We start from the raw sequence: 19,143 nt of genomic DNA on the forward strand, positions 1-19,143 counted from the left end.
ATGGGTATTACTGGATTAGGTGGCGTGTTTTTTAAGTGCAATGACCCGGACAAGTTGCGTGAATGGTATCAAGAAAAGCTTGGGTTAACATCGGATCAATACGGAAAAACTTTTTTATGGGGTGACACCGAAGGAAGTTCTGTTTGGGCGCCTTTTGCCAAAGATACAACTTATTTTAGCCCATCAGATAAAGAGTTTATGATTAACTTTCGAGTGAATGATTTGGCTTCATATCTTGAGGTAATTCGAGCAAAAGGTGTTGAGGTTGTTGGGGAATTGCAAGTTGAAATCTATGGAAAGTTCGCGCATATTTTGGATTTGGAAGGAAATAAGATTGAGCTATGGGAACCGACTGATTCTGCCATGAAAAGCTAACTAAAAAAGTACCGGGTTCCGACGACAGTTATCGTCGTTATGAACCTGGTACTTTTTAAAGTGATCGCTTTGTTTTTCTTGAAAAGTAAAGCAAAAACAATCCAATGGCGAGCATGATTGTCGCACTTGAGGAGAATGGAAAACCGATGATTTCAGCAGCTGCACCCGAGATAAATGAACCAGCGACTGCCCCGAAAGAAAAGAATGCGTAAAAAATACCATAGGCTTTTCCGCGATCAATCTTCGACGAAGCATCTGCCACAATTTTATTCATCGACGGGAATACAAATGCAAATCCTACGCCGTACACGCACATTAGGACATATCCAATTGTTGAATTCATTGTAAAGTTTAACATGATGTGAACAAACGCAATTAAGCATAGACCAATGACGACTAAAGTGATTGGCTCAAAACGATCATACATACGATTTAGTGGCGTTAAGAAAACGATTAAGGCAACTATGCCGAATGTACTCAATAACAGGCCTGTTGTTTCGGAGTCCATTCCCATGTCTGCGACTTTTAATGGGAGTGCAAATGCCAATGTCCCATTACTGACCATTAATGCAAATGCCGCCAGAGACGCTTGGAGCAATAATGGGTCTTTCAACAACGGCATAAAGTGTTTAATAGACACTGCACTTCTTTCCGTTTCCGAAAATGATTCTTTCACAAACTTTAATAACAATAATGTCGTGATGAAAAATAATACCGCTACGAGTACAAAAACATACTCAACCTCGGACCGCGCCGCCATAATTCCGCCTATGGCTGGACCAATAATAGCCGCTGTTCCGATGCATGCACCAGTAATCGCCATGGCTTTTCCTCTGGAACGTTTGCTTGTTTGATCACCAACGTATGCAAACGCCGCAGGTATCAATACCCCACCTGCCAATCCGTGCAGAAACCGAATCACAAAGAGTTGTTCACCAGTCTGAGCATAAGGATAAAGGAGCAATATAATCGATGCCGCAAACATGCCGATAAATAGCATCCTTTTGCGACCAAACCTATCAATCCAATGGCCGCCGATAATATTACCAACCATATTTGTTAAGGAGTAAATTGCCACAATTCCGCCGGCTAGTATATTAGATGCGCCTAACTGTAGTGCGTAAGGTGTGATAATTGGTAACTGGATAAATGTATCCAGAAAAGAAACCATAATAATAAAATAAAGCATTCTAGTCATGAACTAATTCCTTTCAACTATTCTTCCCTTCTATCATACATGAAATTGAAAAGTTTTTAACTTAATTGAATTGCGACAGCAGGACTTTTTGTCGGACAAATCTATGTTCTCCTCAACTTTCAACATAAGTCAGCTTGTCAACTCATATAAATAGTAAGTAAAAATGAATGGAAAGCGTCTTTGGGATGTATTTTTTCCTCCTCGGAAGTGGAATCAGATCGAAAGAAAGGAACAGTGTGTTGACCAAAAAGAATGTGAACCTATTCCATAGAATAACATTCGTATCTGGACTTTTTACGTTGTTTGGAGCACTTATCTTTATAACTATATTCATCATTAAGGATTATTACTTATTATCAAAAGAACATGCCGGCCTTTTTCCGACAAGTCATCAATTTCCGCTAAATAATTGTGAGGCGGGTTCACAAAAAAAAGAGCGAGCTTTTTCAATTGAGGGAAAACCAGCTTCAACTGTGCCTGTTCTTACGTACCACCGCATTGTCAAAGGGTCCAATATTAGTAAACAGCATTATATCGACGGCGTACTTAATCCAAAGGTTGTGACGAAAGAAGAGTTTACAAAACAAATGAACTATCTAAAAGAAAATAACTTCGTCACGATAAACTTGTCGGAACTCTATTTATTTCTGATAGGTGAATTGGATATTCCGGATAAAAGTGTTTTGTTAACTTTCGATGATGGCTATAAGGATAATATTATTGAAGCCTATCCTTTGTTGAAGAAATATGATTTTGAAGCTGTAAACTTCGTTATTACTGGCGCAGTCACAAAAAGAGTTCAACCATTTACCCCGAAACATGTTCAATACTTTAGTATAAAAGAGTTATCTAAGGCATGTGATGTTTTTGACTATCAAAGCCACACATATAACTATCATAGACGTGAAAAGATTGTGCAAAATATAGAAGTTTCTTATTTAAATTCCAGAACTGACAAGGAAGTGATGACTGATATTGAAAGTAGCATCCACAATTTGAATGGTGAAAATCTTGCATTTGCTTATCCTTATGGCGAATACGCGCCTTCGACAATTAGTATTGTAAAGGAATTAGGGTTTAAAATGGCATTTACAACTGAAGATCGCGCAGCATCTCCCGATGACCATCTGTATGAACTACCGAGGTTTAATATTTTAGCAGGTACAACATTTGATACGTTTGTTGAATATGTTCATAAATAAATGTCCCTAAACAAATCACAAGACTTGTTTAGGGGCATTTATTTGTCACTCCATCTTTTCTAGAGATTCCAGGTAAACCATCTACCGTGCGCATCTGTTTCACCAACTACATTCTTATATTCGATTTGTTTCATGAAGTAATCTAGATGAAGCTTTCCATCCCATATATTATTGTAGATGTGGAAGATATCTCTTTTCTCCCCACTCTTCTTAATGGTATCCAATAGTTTGTATTTCATAGCCTCTGGTAGTTGATTGGCCACATGGGTATGAAATACACAAAGCACCGCATCATTCGAAATTTGTTCTGCAATTTTCGGTAGACACTCCACGCCATCTCCCTCGATGAACTCAATTTTATGTTTGTTTTGTGTCAGGCAGTTTATCGCGTGGTTGAAGAGTTCCCTTCTTGCCTCATGCTCCGGCCAAATTAATGATTTCAACCACAGTGCGTCTTCATCATTTGCGGCATCATTAATGTGTAGATCAATCCCGATTCTGTGTGTGACTGGTGGACTTTCCATGTATAATTTTGGGAAGTTATTTCCTTTTACTTTTGATTGAATACGGAGATCAGATTGGCGATTACCATAAATGATTTCCGTTTGATAAGTATAACTATATTGATCCCAAAGTAGCTGAAAGCCCGCACTCGTTCCAATTTCAATTAAAGCAAATGGTTTGTGCGTTTTATTATAAACATACGAAAATACGGGATAGAGATATCCGCACCGCTTCACTTCATTTGTTTGTACTAATTTTTCTTTCAAAAGTGAAATTATTTCTTCACGATAGTGGAAACAAAAATCTTTCAAGTGTGAAAAAGATTCTTTATAATTCTTTGGATGTTCTACCATGCTTGAATAATAGTCACTTAATGAATGTTCAACCCCCTTATGTAATAAATACTGAACAGCGCCAAAAAATAAGTTAGGCACAGGTTGCCCTTCCCTAGCGAAAGAACTCAGGGTTAGTAAATCAGTATCACCTGCAATTTGATTGGATAGATATTCATAAAGAATGCTTGAGCCTTTGCATTCTGCTTCTGCAAAAACCTTAAACTCATTTGATAATCGGGCAATATCCACAATAATGTCCTCCGATCGTTTTAATGCAAACACCCCGTTCCATAACTCTTTTCAAAGAGAGTGGACTCGGGGTATATTTTCAACTTACTTTTATTCGTTTCTTATCTGCCATCACTCTTCGGATCGAATGCATCACGCAGCCCATCCCCGATAAAGTTAATCGCTAGTACGGTCACCAATATGCCTAGTCCAGGTGGAATCCATGCTTCTGGATGATAGCGGAGGATACGTATACTTTGTGCTTCGGATATCATATTCCCCCATGTCGGTGTAGGTTGTGGTATTCCAAAACCAATAAAACTTAGGGCAGATTCAATTATTATCATCGATGCCATCATCAATGTCGCGTTAACAATGATTGGACCAATGGCGTTTGGGATGAAATGTTTGAAAATTATTCTTGTATCGCTTGCACCTATCGCTCTGGCACCTAAGACAAACTCTTGCTCCCTAAGGGAAAGAAAGGTTCCCCTAACTATCCGGGTCAAGGTCGGCCACGAGGTAATCGCGATAATTGTGACAAATATACCAATCGTAATCTTTTCCATTAAGGCAATGATTGTGAGTGCTAATACTAAAAACGGTAACGCAAGTACTAAATCTGTTAATCTCATTATAATATTATCAACTACCCCGCCGTAATAGCCGGCTACGGCACCTGTTATAAGCCCAATTATTAAGGTAAATGACATTGCGCTAAAACCGACAATTAATGAAACTCTAGAGCCGTAAAGCAACCGTGAAAAGTTATCATGCCCTACGCTGTTTGTTCCCAAAATATGTTCACTGGTAGGACTTTGTTCAATTAATAATAAATTAGGTTCTGTAGGATCGTGATCCGTTAAGAACGGTGCAAATACAGCCATGCAAATAATGATAAAAAAAACGACCAGACCTAAAATCGCCAATTTATTTTTCAGAAAACGTCGCATCGCCAATTGAAGCGGACTTCTATGCTTTCGGTCTAAAACCACTTCTTCGTTCGGATCTACACTCATTGAATCAATTGGAGTCGGTTGAACCATACATATCCACCTCAATCATAACGAATTCTCGGATCTACAATACTATAGAAAATATCTGCTATTAAGTTTCCGACGAGTATTGCTACCCCCAATAAAAGAGCGATCGCCATTACAATAGGATAATCCCGGTTCGTTATTGCGTTGATGAATAACGTCCCTAATCCCGGAAAGTTAAAGACTTGTTCTGTAATAATCGCACCGCTTAAAATCGCACCGAATTCAAAGCCCATCAGTGTAATAATCGGAATCATTGCATTTCGCAATGTATGTTTATAGAGTACGTTACGGTCACTCATGCCTTTAGCCTTTGCGGTTCGTATATAATCACTGCCAAGGACATCTAACACTTCCGAACGCATATAGCGCATATAGGAAGCCGTACTAGCAAGCCCTAATGTTAAACCAGGAAGGATCATATGATGAATTCGATCTTTAAACTCTGCGAATCCTGAAAGGTCATTCGACGATAAAGTTCCTTGCGCTGGGAACCAATCCATTTTTATCGACAATAGATAAATGACAACAAGTCCAAAGAAAAAGTTTGGTATCGCTAGTCCCGCAAATCCAAAAGTCGTTGCACCGTAATCCAATAATGAGTAAGGTTTTCGGGCTGAATAGATACCTATCGGGATTGCGACGACTAACGTGATGCCTAATGCGACTAGTCCTAAGTATACGGTGTTCAAGATTCGTTCTTTTATCAAACTTTGAACGGAACGACCGTTAAAAGTAATTGACTCACCAAAGTTTCCCCGTGATACTTCCTTGGCCCAATTTAGATATTGGATAGGAACTGGTTTGTTAAGACCCAGTGCTTCCCTTTGCTGTTCATATACCTTGGGGTTTATGTTCGGGTCTAAAATCTTTCCAGTAAACGGGTCACCGGGTGCTGCCTTAGCCAAGCCGAATACAATAATGGACAACGCTAATAACATAGGGATAAATACTAATATTCTTCTAATAATATATTGGTACATACGACGATCCTCCCTTGAAGGAGGAGAGTATGCGGTTAATCGCATACTCTCATTTTCTTTCCTTCTAGTTATTATTAATCGTTAACCCACCAAGTATGTGAATCTCTGTACATAGTTTGCGGCAAGATTTGGACGTTTTGAATACGATCATTGTATGCCCAAATGCTGTTTTGCGCATAAAGCAGGAATGCCGGTAAATCTTCTGAGAAGTACTTCTGCCATTCCTGATAAACTTCTGTACGATAGTCCTGGTCAAATGCTTCTGGCGCCTTAATTGCTTTGTAGAGCAACTCATCCGATTTCGGGTTGTTCCAACGCGAGAAGTTATAAGCATCTTTAATGCCCCATAGACCTAGTGGATCAGGATCCGCGCTGCCCAAATTCCAGCCAATCAAGTAAAGATCCCAGTCTGAATTGTCTTTTGTAAGTCCATCAACGTAGACTGACATATCTTTCGGCTGACGAAGGTCAACTTTAATGCCAACATCGTCAAGATACTTAACGACCAATGGCGCCGATCTTTCACGGATTTCGTTTCCGACTGGATATTCCATATTTAGAACCCATTCGTTTCCGTCTGGATCTTCACGGTAGCCGTCACCATCTTTATCGACATAGCCCAGCTCATCTAGCATTTCTTCTGCTTTATCCGGATCGTATGTGTAGTTTGTTCCTGCATTTTCATCATACGCCCAGAATTGAACTGCAATTGGCGAGTTGATTGGTTGGCCGCGACCATGAAGTAATCCTTCACCATGCCCTTTCCCAACAAGACCTTCTCTGTCAATTGCCCAGGCAATGGCCTGCCTGACTTTTGGATCGGCAATTTTTTTGTTTGGAACCCAATTATCTGGTTCAATCACGCCACCTGCAACATCTTCTGCAGTACGGTGGTTCATCTTGAATCCTAATAGCTGGTAACCAAAGTCTGCTTGTTCGGCAATTTTCACGTTGTCATAATCATTGACCATATCGTAGTCTGCAGGGTTAATTCCGCCTGGAGCAGCGATAAAGTCGATTTCTCCTTTTTCAAGTAAACCTGTCATAACGGACTGCTGGACAATTTTCCAAACAATTTTGTCTAAATGCGGTTTATCTTGCCAGTATTCGTCGTGACGTTCAAGCGTATATTGTTCGCGCTCAATCATATCCGAAAATTTAAATGGTCCAGTTCCAATAACCTTTCCAGGTTGTGTAGACTCTACTGCTGCCGGAATATCAGCTACAGGAATGTCTTTGAAAATATGTTCTGGAATAATTGGGAAACCTGTGTAATAGAGCGGCATTACATTAGGCTCTGCGAATTTGAACGTAACTTGGTAGTCACTATCCGCTACAACACCAGGAAACTCATCTGACTCTCCGGAAACATAATCCTCATATCCTAAAAGCGGCTCTACATAGTTTGTACGAACTCCGCCTGCAGATACGTAATCAGGATCTGCGATTGCCGTGTATGTGTACACTACGTCATGCGCAGTAAACTCTTCCCCATCATGCCATTTGACGCCTTCTTCTAGCGTAAACGTAATCTCGGTTTGATCGTCGTTCGTTTTCCATTCTTTCGCTAATCCAGGGATGAATTCAAGTTTCTCATTTTGTGATGTGAGGCCTTCATGTGTAAAGTCAAGAATGTTCGCTTCATAAGCTTCTTCATAAAAAATAGGGTTGAACATACCTGCTGGTGCTGTATGCATCGCACCTGTTACCGTACCGCCTTCTTTAGGACCATCGTCATCCGTTGCTTCTTCGTCCTCGCCATCTGTGGACGTGTCTTCTGTTTCCGCATCGTCTGGCTTCTCCGAATCTTTGTCACCGTTTTCTGCATTACATGCTACAAGCACTAAACCGAACATCAATACAAAAATAAGCAAAAACAGGCTACTCCTATAACGTTTCAACAAAATAGTTCCCCCTCTTCATTTTTTACTCAAAATTCTATTTTTCTTAACACTTGCAAAGCACACATCACCCCCTAAAGGTAATAAAAATCAATCCTTTGTGTATAAGTGGCAAGCAACAAAATGATTTTCCTCCAACTCAATCAGTTCGGGTATTTCAGATGTACAACGTTCATATGCATATGGACATCTTGTCCTAAAAGTGCAGCCCGTCGGCGGGTTTGCGGGACTTGGAAGATCCCCTTGCAATTTAATCTTTTCGACTTTTTTTGCTGGATCTTTATCAATATCAATCACAGGTATTGAGGATAGAAGTGCGCGTGTATAAGGATGTAGTGCATTGCTGTAGAGTGCTTTTTTAGATGCAAGTTCTACAAATCTACCTAAATACATAACGGCCACTCTATCACTAATATGCTTGACCACACTTAAATCATGCGCGATGAATAAATAAGTAAGCCCTAGTTCCTCTTGAAGATCCTTCATAAGATTTAATACTTGCGCTTGGATAGAAACATCCAATGCGGATACTGGTTCATCGCAAATGACAAATTTCGGATTCACAACTAGCGCTCGGGCAATGCTTATCCGCTGTCTTTGTCCGCCTGAAAATTCATGCGGATATTTTTGCAAATCACCTTTTCGCAGCCCTACTTTAGTAATAATTTCTGTGACTTGTTTCATGCGTTCTTTTTTAGATAGAAGCCCTTGTACAATTAAAGGTTCTTCAACAAGTTGACCGACGCTCATTTTTGAATTTAAAGAGGCAAATGGATCTTGGAAAACGATTTGCATATCTTTTCGATGCGGCCGGATTTTTCGTTGGCTTAAGTAGGAAATATCCACATCATCAAAAATCACATTGCCTTCTGTCGGATCAAGTAGTCGTAAAATCACGCGTCCCAATGTTGATTTTCCGGACCCTGATTCACCAACGACACCCAATGTCTCGCCTTTGATAATAGAAAAAGAGACACCGTCCACCGCTTTGACTTGGCCGACCGTTCTTTTTAAAATACCTCCCTTTATCGGAAAATACTTTTTTAAATCTTTAACTTCTAACAAAATATCTTTATCGGTTCTATTTTCTAGATTAGAACTTTCCAAGTTTCGTTCAATCATCGTCATTTATACTTCCTCCGTCCACATAAAGATAACAACGGACAAAATGGCCTGTATCCAGTTCCTTTAACTCTGGGTTTGATTCTTTACATTTGTCCATTACAAACGGACAACGAGTTGCAAAACGACAACCTTTGGGGAAGTTATATGAAGGTGGAACCGTCCCTTTAATCGTCCCCAGGCGTTCCACGTCTTCGTCTATCTTTGGTAAACTGGCCAATAAACCTTGTGTGTAAGGATGTCTAGTAAGTTTTAATAGTTGTTTAGTAGGGGCTTGTTCGACAATTTGCCCACCGTACATGACCATGACACGATCCGTATATTCATAGACAACGCCTAAATCATGCGTGATAAGTAAAAGTGCCATTTGAAACTTCTTTTGCATTTCAACCATTAAGTCTAGAATTTGCGCTTGTATCGTAACATCTAATGCCGTCGTGGGTTCATCAGCTATTAAAAGCTGCGGATCGCATGATATGGCCATTGCAATCATAACTCGTTGGCGCATCCCCCCTGACAATTGGTGTGGATATTCTTTCATGATTTCTTTGGGACGCGGAATGCCAACGACTTTTAACAGGCTAATTGCTCGAATTTCGGCTTCTCGTCGATTCACTTTTTTATGCTTTCTAATGATTTCCGTTATCTGATTTCCAATTGTGAATACTGGATTTAGTGCGGTCATCGGTTCTTGGAAAATCATTCCGATTTCATTTCCCCGAATCGATGTCATTTGTTTTGGTTTTAATTTTAATAGCTCCTGATTATTCATCGAAATCGAACCTTCAACAATTTTCCCTGGTTTATTAATAAGTTGCATGATTGATAATGCGGTAATACTTTTTCCACTTCCAGACTCTCCAACAAGAGCGACAGTCTCGCCTGGAAAAACAGAAAATGAAATGCCATCAACGGCTTTGGCAACTTGATTTTGGTTCAAGTAAAAATAGGTTTTCAATTCTTCGACGTCTAGTATAGGCCGTAAACTCATAAGAACACTCCATTCGAAACTATTTTACTCTCAGAAGAAATTGAACGTTATATTTGGTTACATTATTGCGACAATTGACTACATTGTATTTGTAACTATCTAAATTGTCAATCTGTTTTCGATTAATCTTTTTAAAAATACTGAATATTTTGTCGAAATTTGTATAAAACGTTTATTTACTAAAAAAATCCCCGACCATGGTAGATTGTACCATTTTCGGGGATGATGGTTATTGTTTTTTATTTTTATCTTCTCTTTCCCAAAGCCGCAAATAAGGAAACGGATCAAAAGCCCATTCAGTTCTTCCGTTATATTTGTACATCCCGTAATGGAGATGCGGTGCAAATCGTCCGGACGTTCCCTCTTTACCGTATCCTGAACTTCCGACGTAACCTAGCAATGTACCAGGTTCAACAATGTCGCCTTCTTTAACTTCTTTATTAAAACCGGATAGATGTGCGTAGTAATGATACGTATTGTACATATCTCTAATGCCTACTCGCCAACCACCATAATCATTCCACCCCATGACTTCAATAATTCCATATGAAGTTGAAAGAACTGGCACACCATAGCCGGCGAATAGGTCTGTACCTTCGTGAATTCGCCTGCCGCCCCACCCTCTGCTAACGCCCCAAGTACTTCGATAACTATAGTTGGCGTGAACGGGCAGAGGAAAAGCTCTTAGGTCTAGATTTAATGTTTGAAAATGCTTATAAAGTGTTGAAATCGTCATAATCTGTTTAACGGTTTCTTTACGGTCATAATAATCCATTAAAGCTTTTTTCACACCTTGTTCCGTGGCCCCATAAGAACTGAGATATGTAGCTAGCGTATAGAGTTTGTCGTCAGGATCTTCCACATCGACAACTCCATCGTTGTTACCATCACGTCCATATCCATTGAAAAAAGTAATGGCAACCTCAGACGTGTCTACGGTTGCTGGGTTCAGCGCACCGTTCCAAAATTCACTCGGATAGTATATAGAAATCGGGCCTTCGCTTTTTGGGATATCAGAACGTACTGATTGTATATTTCGTTCAAATTGGTCGATTGCAGCCAAGTAATACCAAGGTAAAATTGGATTGCTGTATTTTACGTAATACGCCATCCTCTCTTCTAATTCTTGTTCTCTTGTTTGTTCCTCTTCAGCTAATGCCTGATGCGTTGAAAAGAGGAATAGTGCGAATGCGAAAAACAATATACGCGTACAAACACTCAAACAAAAAACCTCCTTTCTTCGATGATATTATTTAGCGTTCCCAATTTTAATTTTTACATGAATGGAAAACGTTTCAGAAAAAAGCGCCCAAGAATATGCTTCTTGGGCACTAACTTGTGAACTATTAATATTTCTTACCGACATCGCCGTATTCATTTAAAAGTTCTTCAAAACTTTTATTTTTTTCACGTTCTTTTCGTTCGAGGCGAAGTTTTTCTTGACGCTCTTCTTCGTTTTGACGTTCCACCTTTGTTAAATCGGTTTTTACTGATTTTAATTTTGCAAGTAGATCATCATCAAGGGCATCAGATAGTGTTGGTGTCGTATTTTCTATTTTGGCAACATGTTGTCGATTACCTTTTTTACTTTTTGCTGACATCAAAATTCACCTTCCTTCAATCAAGGACGTTTTACAATTGTGGCGACACCTTGTCCGCCTCCGATGCAGAGTGTTGCGAGTCCAGTTTTTGCATCTCGGCGTTTCATCTCGTGGAGTAATGTTACAAGTATCCGAGCACCACTGGCACCAATGGGATGTCCAAGCGCAATTGCGCCGCCGTTCACATTCAGTTTTTCATGATCAAACTCGAGTTCTCTGTCGACTGCAATGGATTGAGCTGCAAATGCTTCATTGGCTTCGATTAAGTCAATTTCAGCCAAATCCATATTTGCGCGAGCCAATACATTTTTCACTGCTTGAACCGGGCCGATTCCCATGACTGATGGTTCGACACCGGCATTTGCATTCGCTTCAATCGTTGCGAGTGGAGTTAAACGGAGTTCATCCGCTTTTCTTTTTGACATGATAACAAATGCCGCGGCACCATCATTGATACCAGAAGCGTTTCCTGCAGTAACACTTCCTTCACGTTTAAATGCAGGTCGGAGTTTCCCTAATTTTTCAGCAGTGGAGCTCCCTCTCACATACTCATCCGTATCGAATATGATTGGATCGCCTTTACGCACTGGAATCTCTACGGCAACAATTTCATCTTTGAACTTTCCTGCTTCAATTGCTGCAGCCGCTTTTTTCTGCGATTTCGCTGAAAATTCATCTTGTTCTTCACGTGTTATTGAATAGCGGTCGCATAAATTTTCCGCTGTAACGCCCATATGATAATCATTGAATGCGCACCATAAACCATCGGAAATCATGCTGTCGACGACTTTTTGATCGCCCATTTTATAGCCTTCCCGAGACCCCTTTAATAAATGAGGTGACTGGCTCATATTTTCCATTCCGCCAGCAACGATAATATCAGCATCGCCCGAAACAATTGCTTGTCGCGCAAGATGAACCGCCTTCAATCCTGAACCGCATACTTTGTTTATCGCCATTGCTGGAACCGTCTCCGGCAGTCCTGCTTTAATTGCGGATTGTCTAGCTGTATTTTGTCCGAGCCCGGCTTGTAAGACATTCCCCATAATGACTTCATCAACGTGCTCCGGTGAAACCCCGGCACGTTCTAGTGCCTCTTTAATAACGGTTGCCCCCAAGTCAACTGCAGATACATCTTTTAATGAACCAAGAAATGATCCTATCGCAGTTCTAACCGCACTTACAATGACTACTTCATTTTCCATTTCTAAATTCCCCCTTAACTATTGTTTACTTAATTTGCTTGTCACTCCATCTCATCATTATAATAACAATGAGGAGGGATGGTATGTTTATTTTACCAAACAAAGCAACAATAATCGAGGTCGGCCCACGTGATGGGCTCCAAAATGAAAGCAAACATGTTCATAAAAAGGATAAATTAAGGTTTATAAGGGCATTACAAGGGGCAAATATTAAAGAAATGGAGTTAACCTCTTTCGTTTCTCCAAAATGGGTTCCACAAATGGCAGATGCCAATGAAATTTTGCAAGATACACCAGCTCACGGACGGCAATTTGTCCTAGCGCCAAATGCAAAGGGTGCTGAATTAGCACTGGAAGCAGGCGCACGTAGTATTGCTGTGTTTGTAGGTGTGAGCAATTCATTCAATCAAAAAAACATTAATCGTTCAACTGACGAAAGCATGGATGCACTCGTACCCGTTCTTGCTCGATTGAAAGAGGAAGGAATTTTTATTCGGGCGTGTATTTCCACCGCATTTTACTGTCCATACGAAGGTAAAATAGAAAGTGATGCAGTTGTTGAATTATGTAACAAGTTCGTCGCAATGGGGGCAGATGAACTTAGTGTGGCAGATACCATTGGTATGGCCAATCCACAAGAAAGCTATGCCTTATTCAAAATTTTAAAAGATGCATTTCCAAACACATTAATCACTGCGCATTTTCATGACACACGCAAAATGGCGATGGCGAATATATATGCTGCGCTTCAAGCTGGCATTGATCGTTTCGATACGTCCGCCGGCGGTTTAGGCGGTTGTCCTTTCGCTCCCGGCGCCACCGGGAATGTGGCAACGGAAGATGTTGTGAATATGCTGGATACACTCGGCATTGCAACTGGGATTGATGTTAAAAAAGTTTGCGAGGCTGTCGCACTCGTTGCGCCGCATATATCCAGACCGATCGAAACAGGTATGTATCGGTTGTTTAGTAATGGTCAGCTGTAAGTAGGAGGAGAATTTTGTGAAACGGCGTATTATCTTTATAACCGGAATTATTTCGAGCGTAGTTGCTGCTTTCTTTACTTTATTCGGATTTCTAGCGACGAACAGGCTTATGTATTTAAAAATGAAGGATCCTGATGTAATCATGAAACGTGAAATATTGGCGAAACGTTTCGATGAAAAGTGGTATGAAACCGTACGAAAAGAAGGCCTATGGATCCATTCGCCAAATGATTATTTATTAAATACTGTTTTTTTAAAACCGCTAAATACAAAGAACACTGTAATAATATGTCATGGTGTGACGGAAAATAAAACGAATTCAATCAAATATGCTCGATTATTTGAACGCCTGGGTTTTAACTCTGTCATTTATGATCATCGACGACACGGTGAATCAGGTGGAAAAACGACCAGTTTCGGTTATTATGAGAAGTTGGATTTACAGGCAATTGTGCAAGCAATTCGCGAGAAGATTGGTGAAGATGCTTTGCTTGGTATTCACGGGGAGTCAATGGGTGCAGCAACGACGATTCTTTACGCCGGAACATTTGATGATGACGCAGATTTTCACATTGTAGATTGTCCTTTTTCCGATTTTACAGAACAGGTCCTTCATGTTCTACGAATGGAGACGCCGCTCCGAAGTACGATGGCTTTACGTATTGCAAATCTTTTTTTGAAAATGAGAGATGGTTACACACTGAATCTGGTTTCACCTCGCGAAGTAATTGAAAATGTTCAAAAGCCCATGTTGTTTATCCATAGTATGAAAGATGAATTTATATTGCCCTATATGACAAAAGAATTATATCAAGCGAAACCTGGCGATAAAATGCTGAAACTTTTCGAAAAAGGGGCCCATGCAAAATCATTTAATGATAATCCCGAATCGTATGAAAAGACCGTAAAAGAATTTCTTCAGCGATTTGGTTTCATCGCAAAATTAAACACCCGCTAGTGATTAGCGGGTGTTTTCCTATTACTTTTTTTTCTTTTTCTTGTCTTTCTTTTCCTTCTCGCTAACCTTATTCATTTGACTCATCATCTGGTTAATCCTTTTTTGTGAAGGTTTTTGACCCATCTGCATCATCATCATTCGTAGCATATCTTCATTAATCGGCGGGTTCTCTTCTAAGTATTTCATCATATATTGACGTGCAATGAAAAATCCGAGGGCCACACCAGCTAATAGCGCGACGACGATTCCTAATATCCACCAAATCATCCGCTATACCTCCTTCACTTCAGTTGTCCGTTTTTACGGTTCCATGAAGGATTATACAATACTATTGACTGATATACTACCTTTTCATCGAAAAATCGCAGCAGTTTTTCTTTGACTGTCTGAAAACTTGATTGGTTTCAACCATCCCCACTCGCCGTTATTGTCCATAACTGCAAAAAAACGACTATCCACTTCGGACAACGCGACAAATAAGTCCAAGTCCAACATTCGAGATCCATCACAAAAAACTGAAAGAGAATAAGCAGAAAGTGAGATTAGAATAGAACCTTTCACAGGATGAGTCAATTTATACTCCCCGTTTTCTCTTTCAATTGTTTCAAACACTTTACTAAGATTCGATAGGATAGCTTCATCGATTACCTCTGGCTCAATGATATCGCAAAGATAATGAATTTCTTTTAAATCATTACTTTGCTCTCCGTTCCCTTTTAGTAAATCGTATAAAAGTTGTTCTCGTCCAATTACAAATGGTTCGTATTCCTTTTTCACTTTATAGATTCCGTACATGCGCACGACTCCCACCTCCTCATAAGTGAAGTGTATCTGTTTAATTCCGAAAAGACTGTCACATTGTGAAATAGTTCCTAACTATTTTTGTCGAATTTTGAAACAGAAAATTGTTTCCTGTATTTTCAGTCATTTTACCATAAAAACCACCTTTAGTACAGATTTGCTTAATGCAAGAAAAAGCTATTCTGTGAGCCGTATTTGGAAATCGGCTCTCAGAATAGCTAAAACTGCTAATTATGACAGTAAATTTTTCACTTTCGAAACAACATTTTCTTCAGTGAAACCGTATTTTTCAAGAACAATATTTCCTGGGGCACTTGCACCAAATGTGTCAATTGCTAAAATATCACCTTCATCGCCGACATATTTATGCCATCCAAGTGATGCACCCATTTCGATGCCAAGACGCTTTTTCACGTCTTTTGGAAGAACGCTTTGTTTATATGCTTCATCTTGTTTTTCAAACAAGTCCCATGAAGGCATTGATACGACGCTTACGTCAATATTTTCTTCTTTTAATTTTTCTTGAGCGGCTACTGCGAGACTTACTTCAGATCCCGAAGCCAGTAGAATTGCATCCGCTTTTTCTTTCGTAGCTGGAGATACAATGTATGCTCCTTTTGAAACGCCATCGTGTGCTAGTTCAGCCGTTTTAGCGAGAACAGGCAAGTTTTGGCGCGACAAGACAAGAACTGTTGGATTCTTTCTTGAGGATAGCGCCATATTCCAAGCAGCAGCTGTTTCATTTGCATCAGCAGGACGAATAATGGATAATCCTGGCATTGCACGAAGTGATGCTAACTGTTCAACCGGCTCATGAGTAGGTCCATCCTCGCCTACTGCCACGCTGTCGTGCGTGAATACATAAGTTACAGGAACATTCATAAGTGCTGATAAACGAACAGCCGGACGAACGTAATCGCTGAATACGAAGAACGTTCCACCAAATACGTGTAAACCACCGTGTAGTGCCATTCCATTTAACGCTGTACCCATTGCAAATTCACGTACGCCGAACCAAATATTACGACCTGAATAATCAGATGGTAAGAAATCGCCTGATTCCTTGATGGTTGTATTGTTTGAACCTGCTAGGTCCGCACTACCGCCAAAAAGTGATGGAAGAATCGGTGCAATCGCATTGATTGCATCCCCTGATGCTGCACGTGTTGCTAATGATGTACCTTCTGTATATGTTGGAAGAGATTCCGCAAAACCTTCAGGTAATTTTCCATCAATTGCATCCAGTAATTGTTTTGCTAAATCAGCATGTTCTGCTTCATATTTTTTGAAAAGCTCATTCCACTCTTGTTCTTTTTGAACGCCGAGTTTTTCAGTTCCTTCTTGGAATGCTTCATAAACGCCTTCTGGAACAAAGAAGTCTTCTTCAAATGTCCATTTGTAATAATCTTTTGTAAGTTTCATTTCATCTTCGCCAAGTGGCGCGCCGTGTGCTGCGGATTTTCCGGACTTATTCGGTGAACCGTATCCGATGACTGTTTTAATCTCAATCATTGTTGGTCCGCCTTCATTTTGTTTCGCTTGTTCAATCGCTTTTGATAGAAGTTCAACGTCATTTCCATCTTCAACACGGATGTAGTTCCAACCATATGATTCAAAACGCTTTTTGATATTCTCCGTAAATGACATGTCTAATTCACCATCAAGTGAAATATCATTGCTGTCATAAAGAATGATTAATTTATCTAATTGTAAATGGCCCGCCAAAGAGATTGCTTCTCCCGCAACACCTTCCATTAAATCGCCATCACCACATAGCGCATACGTATGATGATCGACGACTTCGTATCCAGGTCTATTGTATGTTGCTGCTAGGTGCTTCTCAGCCATTGCCATTCCGACAGCCATTCCAATTCCTTGACCTAGTGGTCCAGTTGTTGCTTCAACACCGACCGTATGCCCATACTCTGGGTGACCCGGTGTTAATGAATCCCATTGTCTGAAGTTTTTAAGTTCCTCCATTGGAAGACCATAGCCTGCAAGATGTAATAAGCTATATAGAAGCATTGATCCATGACCTGCAGATAGTACGAAACGATCGCGGTTAAACCACTGTGGGTTAGATGGATTATGGTGCATATGTTTAGTCCATAGCGTATATGCCATCGGAGCTGCACCCATCGGTAATCCAGGGTGTCCTGAATTTGCTTTTTCAATTGCATCAATTGAAAGTGTTCTGATTGTATTAATAGCTAATTGGTCAATATTTTGAGTCATAAGTAATATTCTTCCTTTCCTATGTCAAATCTAGATTAAACATGTATCTATCCTATAGTTTAGTCAAACCGGACTGCAATTACAATTCTTTCGAAGGTTTATCAAGGATATGTCATACTTTTTTAATTGCGCAAATTTCGATTTCTTGCTTGCTTGACTTTTTCTGGTGTGACATCTGTTCCCTCTGGATCAATCACTTGCACATTTTCAATCGTTTCCCTCATTGAAGAGCGAAATGAAGTTAAATACTCTTGGCGTAATTTCGTTTGCTCCTTTGCTTCTTCAATTGAGAGCCCCGACGTTTTCGATTTTTTAGAGAGTTCATTAATCCGATCTATTTTTTCTTGTGATAACATTTTTATTCCTCCGCATCATTTACGTTTACTATGTAAAAGGTATACAAAAAAAGCAGGAAGCGCAATAATTTAGCCTTCCTGCTCAGTTTCGTATTCCTTAAAACGACGATGTACCGTCGCTTTACTTATATCATGACCAAGTCCTTTTAGTACATTTGTAATTTCTTCAAATGTTAACCCTTTGTCGCGTAAAGAAATAATTTCACCGACCGGTACTTCGATTCTTTCTCGCCCTTCTGCATTGCCACGGTTCTTCAAGTTTCGTTCAGGACGGTAGCCATCACGGACCGCACGCTGCATCCCTCGTCTAATTTTGGCATTGTGCAATTTGCGCTGGTATTCTTCGACGATTGCCAGTATTTCCAGCATCATTGTATCCATCTCATTTAATGCGATCGGACCACCGTCGTTATGGGAAAATATTTCCGTTTCGGTTTTGGCCAGTAGGTGCAAAATTGCCATTCGGGCATTCCCGCGACCCAGTCTAGTTTCGTCTTGAATTAGCACGACCTCAATACTTTCATCTCGGACAAAATCTAACAATTCTAGTAACCCATCTCGATCGATATCAAAACCGCTATGTCGATCTTTAAATGTTTCTATGTGATTAAAATCAAGTTCTTTAGCTAATTGTTCTAGTTCCTCTTCCTGTCTAGCGAGTGACATTTCCTGCACTTCTTTTTCAGTACTGACTCTACAGTATATGACACATCGTTTTTTTCCTGTCTTCAATCACCTTCACCTGCAAACGTCGCAATATCTGTTGGATTGGATACAGTACTCTTTGGCAATTTCAACTCATCGCCTACACGAATCGTTGTCGTTGTAAGGTTGTTAATATTAATAATATCTTTAATCCATTTATCAGCAGGAATGTTATTGTTAGCGTATTTTGCAGAATAGCCCCATAACGTATCCCCTTCAGTAACAACTACTTTTTCAAATTCATTATCATTTTCCGCTTTACTCGTACCCATTATGGTAAATATAATACAAACTGCAACGACAAGAAGTAAATAACTATTATTTTTTATGAATGGCATATTAATCCCTCCTAGCGAATGTTTGTTCGGAATGCATGTTCCTATAATAAAATAGATTTTTACATTTGTCAATCTTTTA

The 19,143-nt window shown here is 39.9% G+C and carries 20 protein-coding genes; 4 read left to right on the plus strand and 16 right to left on the minus strand.

Translation table 11 applies throughout. The annotated features are described in order from the left end of the window. Positions 1-375: a VOC family protein gene (locus J4G36_RS07150; protein ID WP_246880430.1), complete on the plus strand. Its 375-nt coding sequence runs from the start codon at positions 1-3 to the stop codon at positions 373-375. Between the two features lie 55 nt (positions 376-430). On the opposite strand, the gene J4G36_RS07155 is transcribed toward J4G36_RS07150, so the two are convergent. Beyond that, the gene (locus J4G36_RS07155; RefSeq protein ID WP_210469346.1) at positions 431-1,573 is read right to left on the minus strand and encodes an MFS transporter; all 1,143 of its coding nucleotides are present in this window, start codon (positions 1,571-1,573) and stop codon (positions 431-433) included. Between the two features lie 254 nt (positions 1,574-1,827). Here J4G36_RS07155 and J4G36_RS18830 point away from each other — a divergent pair, with 254 nt between their 5' ends. Then, positions 1,828-2,775, plus strand: a complete 948-nt coding sequence (locus J4G36_RS18830; RefSeq protein WP_210469347.1) for a polysaccharide deacetylase family protein — start codon at positions 1,828-1,830, stop codon at positions 2,773-2,775. A gap of 59 nt (positions 2,776-2,834) precedes the next feature. On the opposite strand, the gene J4G36_RS07165 is transcribed toward J4G36_RS18830, so the two are convergent. The 9 genes from J4G36_RS07165 to J4G36_RS07205 form a co-directional block, all read right to left on the minus strand. Further along, the gene (locus J4G36_RS07165; protein ID WP_210469348.1) at positions 2,835-3,863 is read right to left on the minus strand and encodes a DUF2332 domain-containing protein; all 1,029 of its coding nucleotides are present in this window, start codon (positions 3,861-3,863) and stop codon (positions 2,835-2,837) included. Between the two features lie 101 nt (positions 3,864-3,964). After that, the gene (gene opp4C / locus J4G36_RS07170) at positions 3,965-4,888 is read right to left on the minus strand and encodes an oligopeptide ABC transporter permease (RefSeq protein WP_483315883.1); all 924 of its coding nucleotides are present in this window, start codon (positions 4,886-4,888) and stop codon (positions 3,965-3,967) included. An 11-nt stretch (positions 4,889-4,899) separates the two neighbouring features. Further along, complete coding sequence (locus J4G36_RS07175) at positions 4,900-5,865, minus strand: ABC transporter permease (protein WP_210469349.1); 966 nt, start codon at positions 5,863-5,865, stop codon at positions 4,900-4,902. Positions 5,866-5,939: 74 nt separating this feature from the next. Beyond that, positions 5,940-7,769, minus strand: coding sequence for an ABC transporter substrate-binding protein (locus J4G36_RS07180; protein WP_368668732.1), 1,830 nt, complete (start codon positions 7,767-7,769; stop codon positions 5,940-5,942). 87 nt (positions 7,770-7,856) lie between these two features. Further along, positions 7,857-8,888, minus strand: coding sequence for a dipeptide ABC transporter ATP-binding protein (locus J4G36_RS07185; RefSeq protein ID WP_246880542.1), 1,032 nt, complete (start codon positions 8,886-8,888; stop codon positions 7,857-7,859). Beyond that, entirely contained in the window at positions 8,881-9,879 is a 999-nt protein-coding gene (locus J4G36_RS07190; RefSeq protein WP_210469351.1) for an ABC transporter ATP-binding protein, read from the minus strand. Before J4G36_RS07190 ends, J4G36_RS07185 begins: the two co-directional genes overlap by 8 nt. Before the next feature lie 229 nt (positions 9,880-10,108). Next, on the minus strand, positions 10,109-11,101 hold the full coding sequence (locus J4G36_RS07195) for a M23 family metallopeptidase (RefSeq protein WP_483315884.1): 993 nt from the start codon (positions 11,099-11,101) through the stop codon (positions 10,109-10,111). A 124-nt stretch (positions 11,102-11,225) separates the two neighbouring features. Next, positions 11,226-11,480 (minus strand): DUF3886 domain-containing protein, encoded by a 255-nt coding sequence (locus tag J4G36_RS07200; protein ID WP_210470461.1) that lies wholly within the window; start codon positions 11,478-11,480, stop codon positions 11,226-11,228. 20 nt (positions 11,481-11,500) lie between these two features. Then, positions 11,501-12,685, minus strand: a complete 1,185-nt coding sequence (locus J4G36_RS07205) for an acetyl-CoA C-acetyltransferase (protein WP_210469352.1) — start codon at positions 12,683-12,685, stop codon at positions 11,501-11,503. Between the two features lie 83 nt (positions 12,686-12,768). Between J4G36_RS07205 and J4G36_RS07210 the strand changes: the two genes are divergently transcribed. Together J4G36_RS07210 and J4G36_RS07215 are read left to right on the plus strand one after the other, a co-directional pair. Then, positions 12,769-13,671: a hydroxymethylglutaryl-CoA lyase gene (locus tag J4G36_RS07210; RefSeq protein WP_210469353.1), complete on the plus strand. Its 903-nt coding sequence runs from the start codon at positions 12,769-12,771 to the stop codon at positions 13,669-13,671. A 16-nt stretch (positions 13,672-13,687) separates the two neighbouring features. After that, positions 13,688-14,629: an alpha/beta hydrolase gene (locus J4G36_RS07215; protein WP_210469354.1), complete on the plus strand. Its 942-nt coding sequence runs from the start codon at positions 13,688-13,690 to the stop codon at positions 14,627-14,629. Positions 14,630-14,650: 21 nt separating this feature from the next. Here the strand turns inward: J4G36_RS07215 and J4G36_RS07220 are convergent, their stop codons facing one another. The 6 genes from J4G36_RS07220 to yneA form a co-directional block, all read right to left on the minus strand. Beyond that, positions 14,651-14,896 (minus strand): YneF family protein, encoded by a 246-nt coding sequence (locus J4G36_RS07220; protein WP_210469355.1) that lies wholly within the window; start codon positions 14,894-14,896, stop codon positions 14,651-14,653. 84 nt (positions 14,897-14,980) lie between these two features. Further along, on the minus strand, positions 14,981-15,424 hold the full coding sequence (gene sirA / locus J4G36_RS07225; protein ID WP_246880544.1) for a sporulation inhibitor of replication protein SirA: 444 nt from the start codon (positions 15,422-15,424) through the stop codon (positions 14,981-14,983). A 237-nt stretch (positions 15,425-15,661) separates the two neighbouring features. Next, a complete protein-coding gene (tkt, locus tag J4G36_RS07230; protein ID WP_210469357.1) occupies positions 15,662-17,665 on the minus strand; it encodes a transketolase in 2,004 nt (667 codons plus the stop codon). A 122-nt stretch (positions 17,666-17,787) separates the two neighbouring features. Further along, positions 17,788-18,021 carry a DUF896 domain-containing protein gene (locus tag J4G36_RS07235; RefSeq protein ID WP_210469358.1) on the minus strand — a complete coding sequence of 78 codons (234 nt, stop codon included), beginning with the start codon at positions 18,019-18,021 and terminating at the stop codon, positions 17,788-17,790. Positions 18,022-18,090: 69 nt separating this feature from the next. Beyond that, positions 18,091-18,753, minus strand: coding sequence for a YneB family resolvase-like protein (locus J4G36_RS07240; RefSeq protein WP_256439562.1), 663 nt, complete (start codon positions 18,751-18,753; stop codon positions 18,091-18,093). After that, the gene (gene yneA / locus J4G36_RS07245) at positions 18,750-19,064 is read right to left on the minus strand and encodes a cell division suppressor protein YneA (protein WP_210469359.1); all 315 of its coding nucleotides are present in this window, start codon (positions 19,062-19,064) and stop codon (positions 18,750-18,752) included. The genes J4G36_RS07240 and yneA overlap by 4 nt, the downstream gene beginning before the upstream one ends. Positions 19,065-19,143 lie beyond the last annotated feature (79 nt).

Source organism: Sporosarcina sp. 6E9 (assembly GCF_017921835.1).
Lineage (GTDB): Bacteria > Bacillota > Bacilli > Bacillales_A > Planococcaceae > Sporosarcina.

Coding starts and splice junctions, on each gene's coding strand:
- J4G36_RS07150 (WP_246880430.1), top strand. CDS start 1: ATGGGTATTACTGGATTAGGTGGCGTGTTTTTTAAGTGCAATGACCCG.
- J4G36_RS07155 (WP_210469346.1), bottom strand. CDS start 1,573: ATGACTAGAATGCTTTATTTTATTATTATGGTTTCTTTTCTGGATACA.
- opp4C (WP_483315883.1), bottom strand. CDS start 4,888: ATGGTTCAACCGACTCCAATTGATTCAATGAGTGTAGATCCGAACGAA.
- J4G36_RS07175 (WP_210469349.1), bottom strand. CDS start 5,865: ATGTACCAATATATTATTAGAAGAATATTAGTATTTATCCCTATGTTA.
- J4G36_RS07185 (WP_246880542.1), bottom strand. CDS start 8,888: ATGATTGAACGAAACTTGGAAAGTTCTAATCTAGAAAATAGAACCGAT.
- J4G36_RS07190 (WP_210469351.1), bottom strand. CDS start 9,879: ATGAGTTTACGGCCTATACTAGACGTCGAAGAATTGAAAACCTATTTT.
- J4G36_RS07200 (WP_210470461.1), bottom strand. CDS start 11,480: ATGTCAGCAAAAAGTAAAAAAGGTAATCGACAACATGTTGCCAAAATA.
- J4G36_RS07205 (WP_210469352.1), bottom strand. CDS start 12,685: ATGGAAAATGAAGTAGTCATTGTAAGTGCGGTTAGAACTGCGATAGGA.
- J4G36_RS07210 (WP_210469353.1), top strand. CDS start 12,769: ATGTTTATTTTACCAAACAAAGCAACAATAATCGAGGTCGGCCCACGT.
- J4G36_RS07220 (WP_210469355.1), bottom strand. CDS start 14,896: ATGATTTGGTGGATATTAGGAATCGTCGTCGCGCTATTAGCTGGTGTG.
- sirA (WP_246880544.1), bottom strand. CDS start 15,424: ATGTACGGAATCTATAAAGTGAAAAAGGAATACGAACCATTTGTAATT.
- tkt (WP_210469357.1), bottom strand. CDS start 17,665: ATGACTCAAAATATTGACCAATTAGCTATTAATACAATCAGAACACTT.
- J4G36_RS07235 (WP_210469358.1), bottom strand. CDS start 18,021: ATGTTATCACAAGAAAAAATAGATCGGATTAATGAACTCTCTAAAAAA.
- yneA (WP_210469359.1), bottom strand. CDS start 19,064: ATGCCATTCATAAAAAATAATAGTTATTTACTTCTTGTCGTTGCAGTT.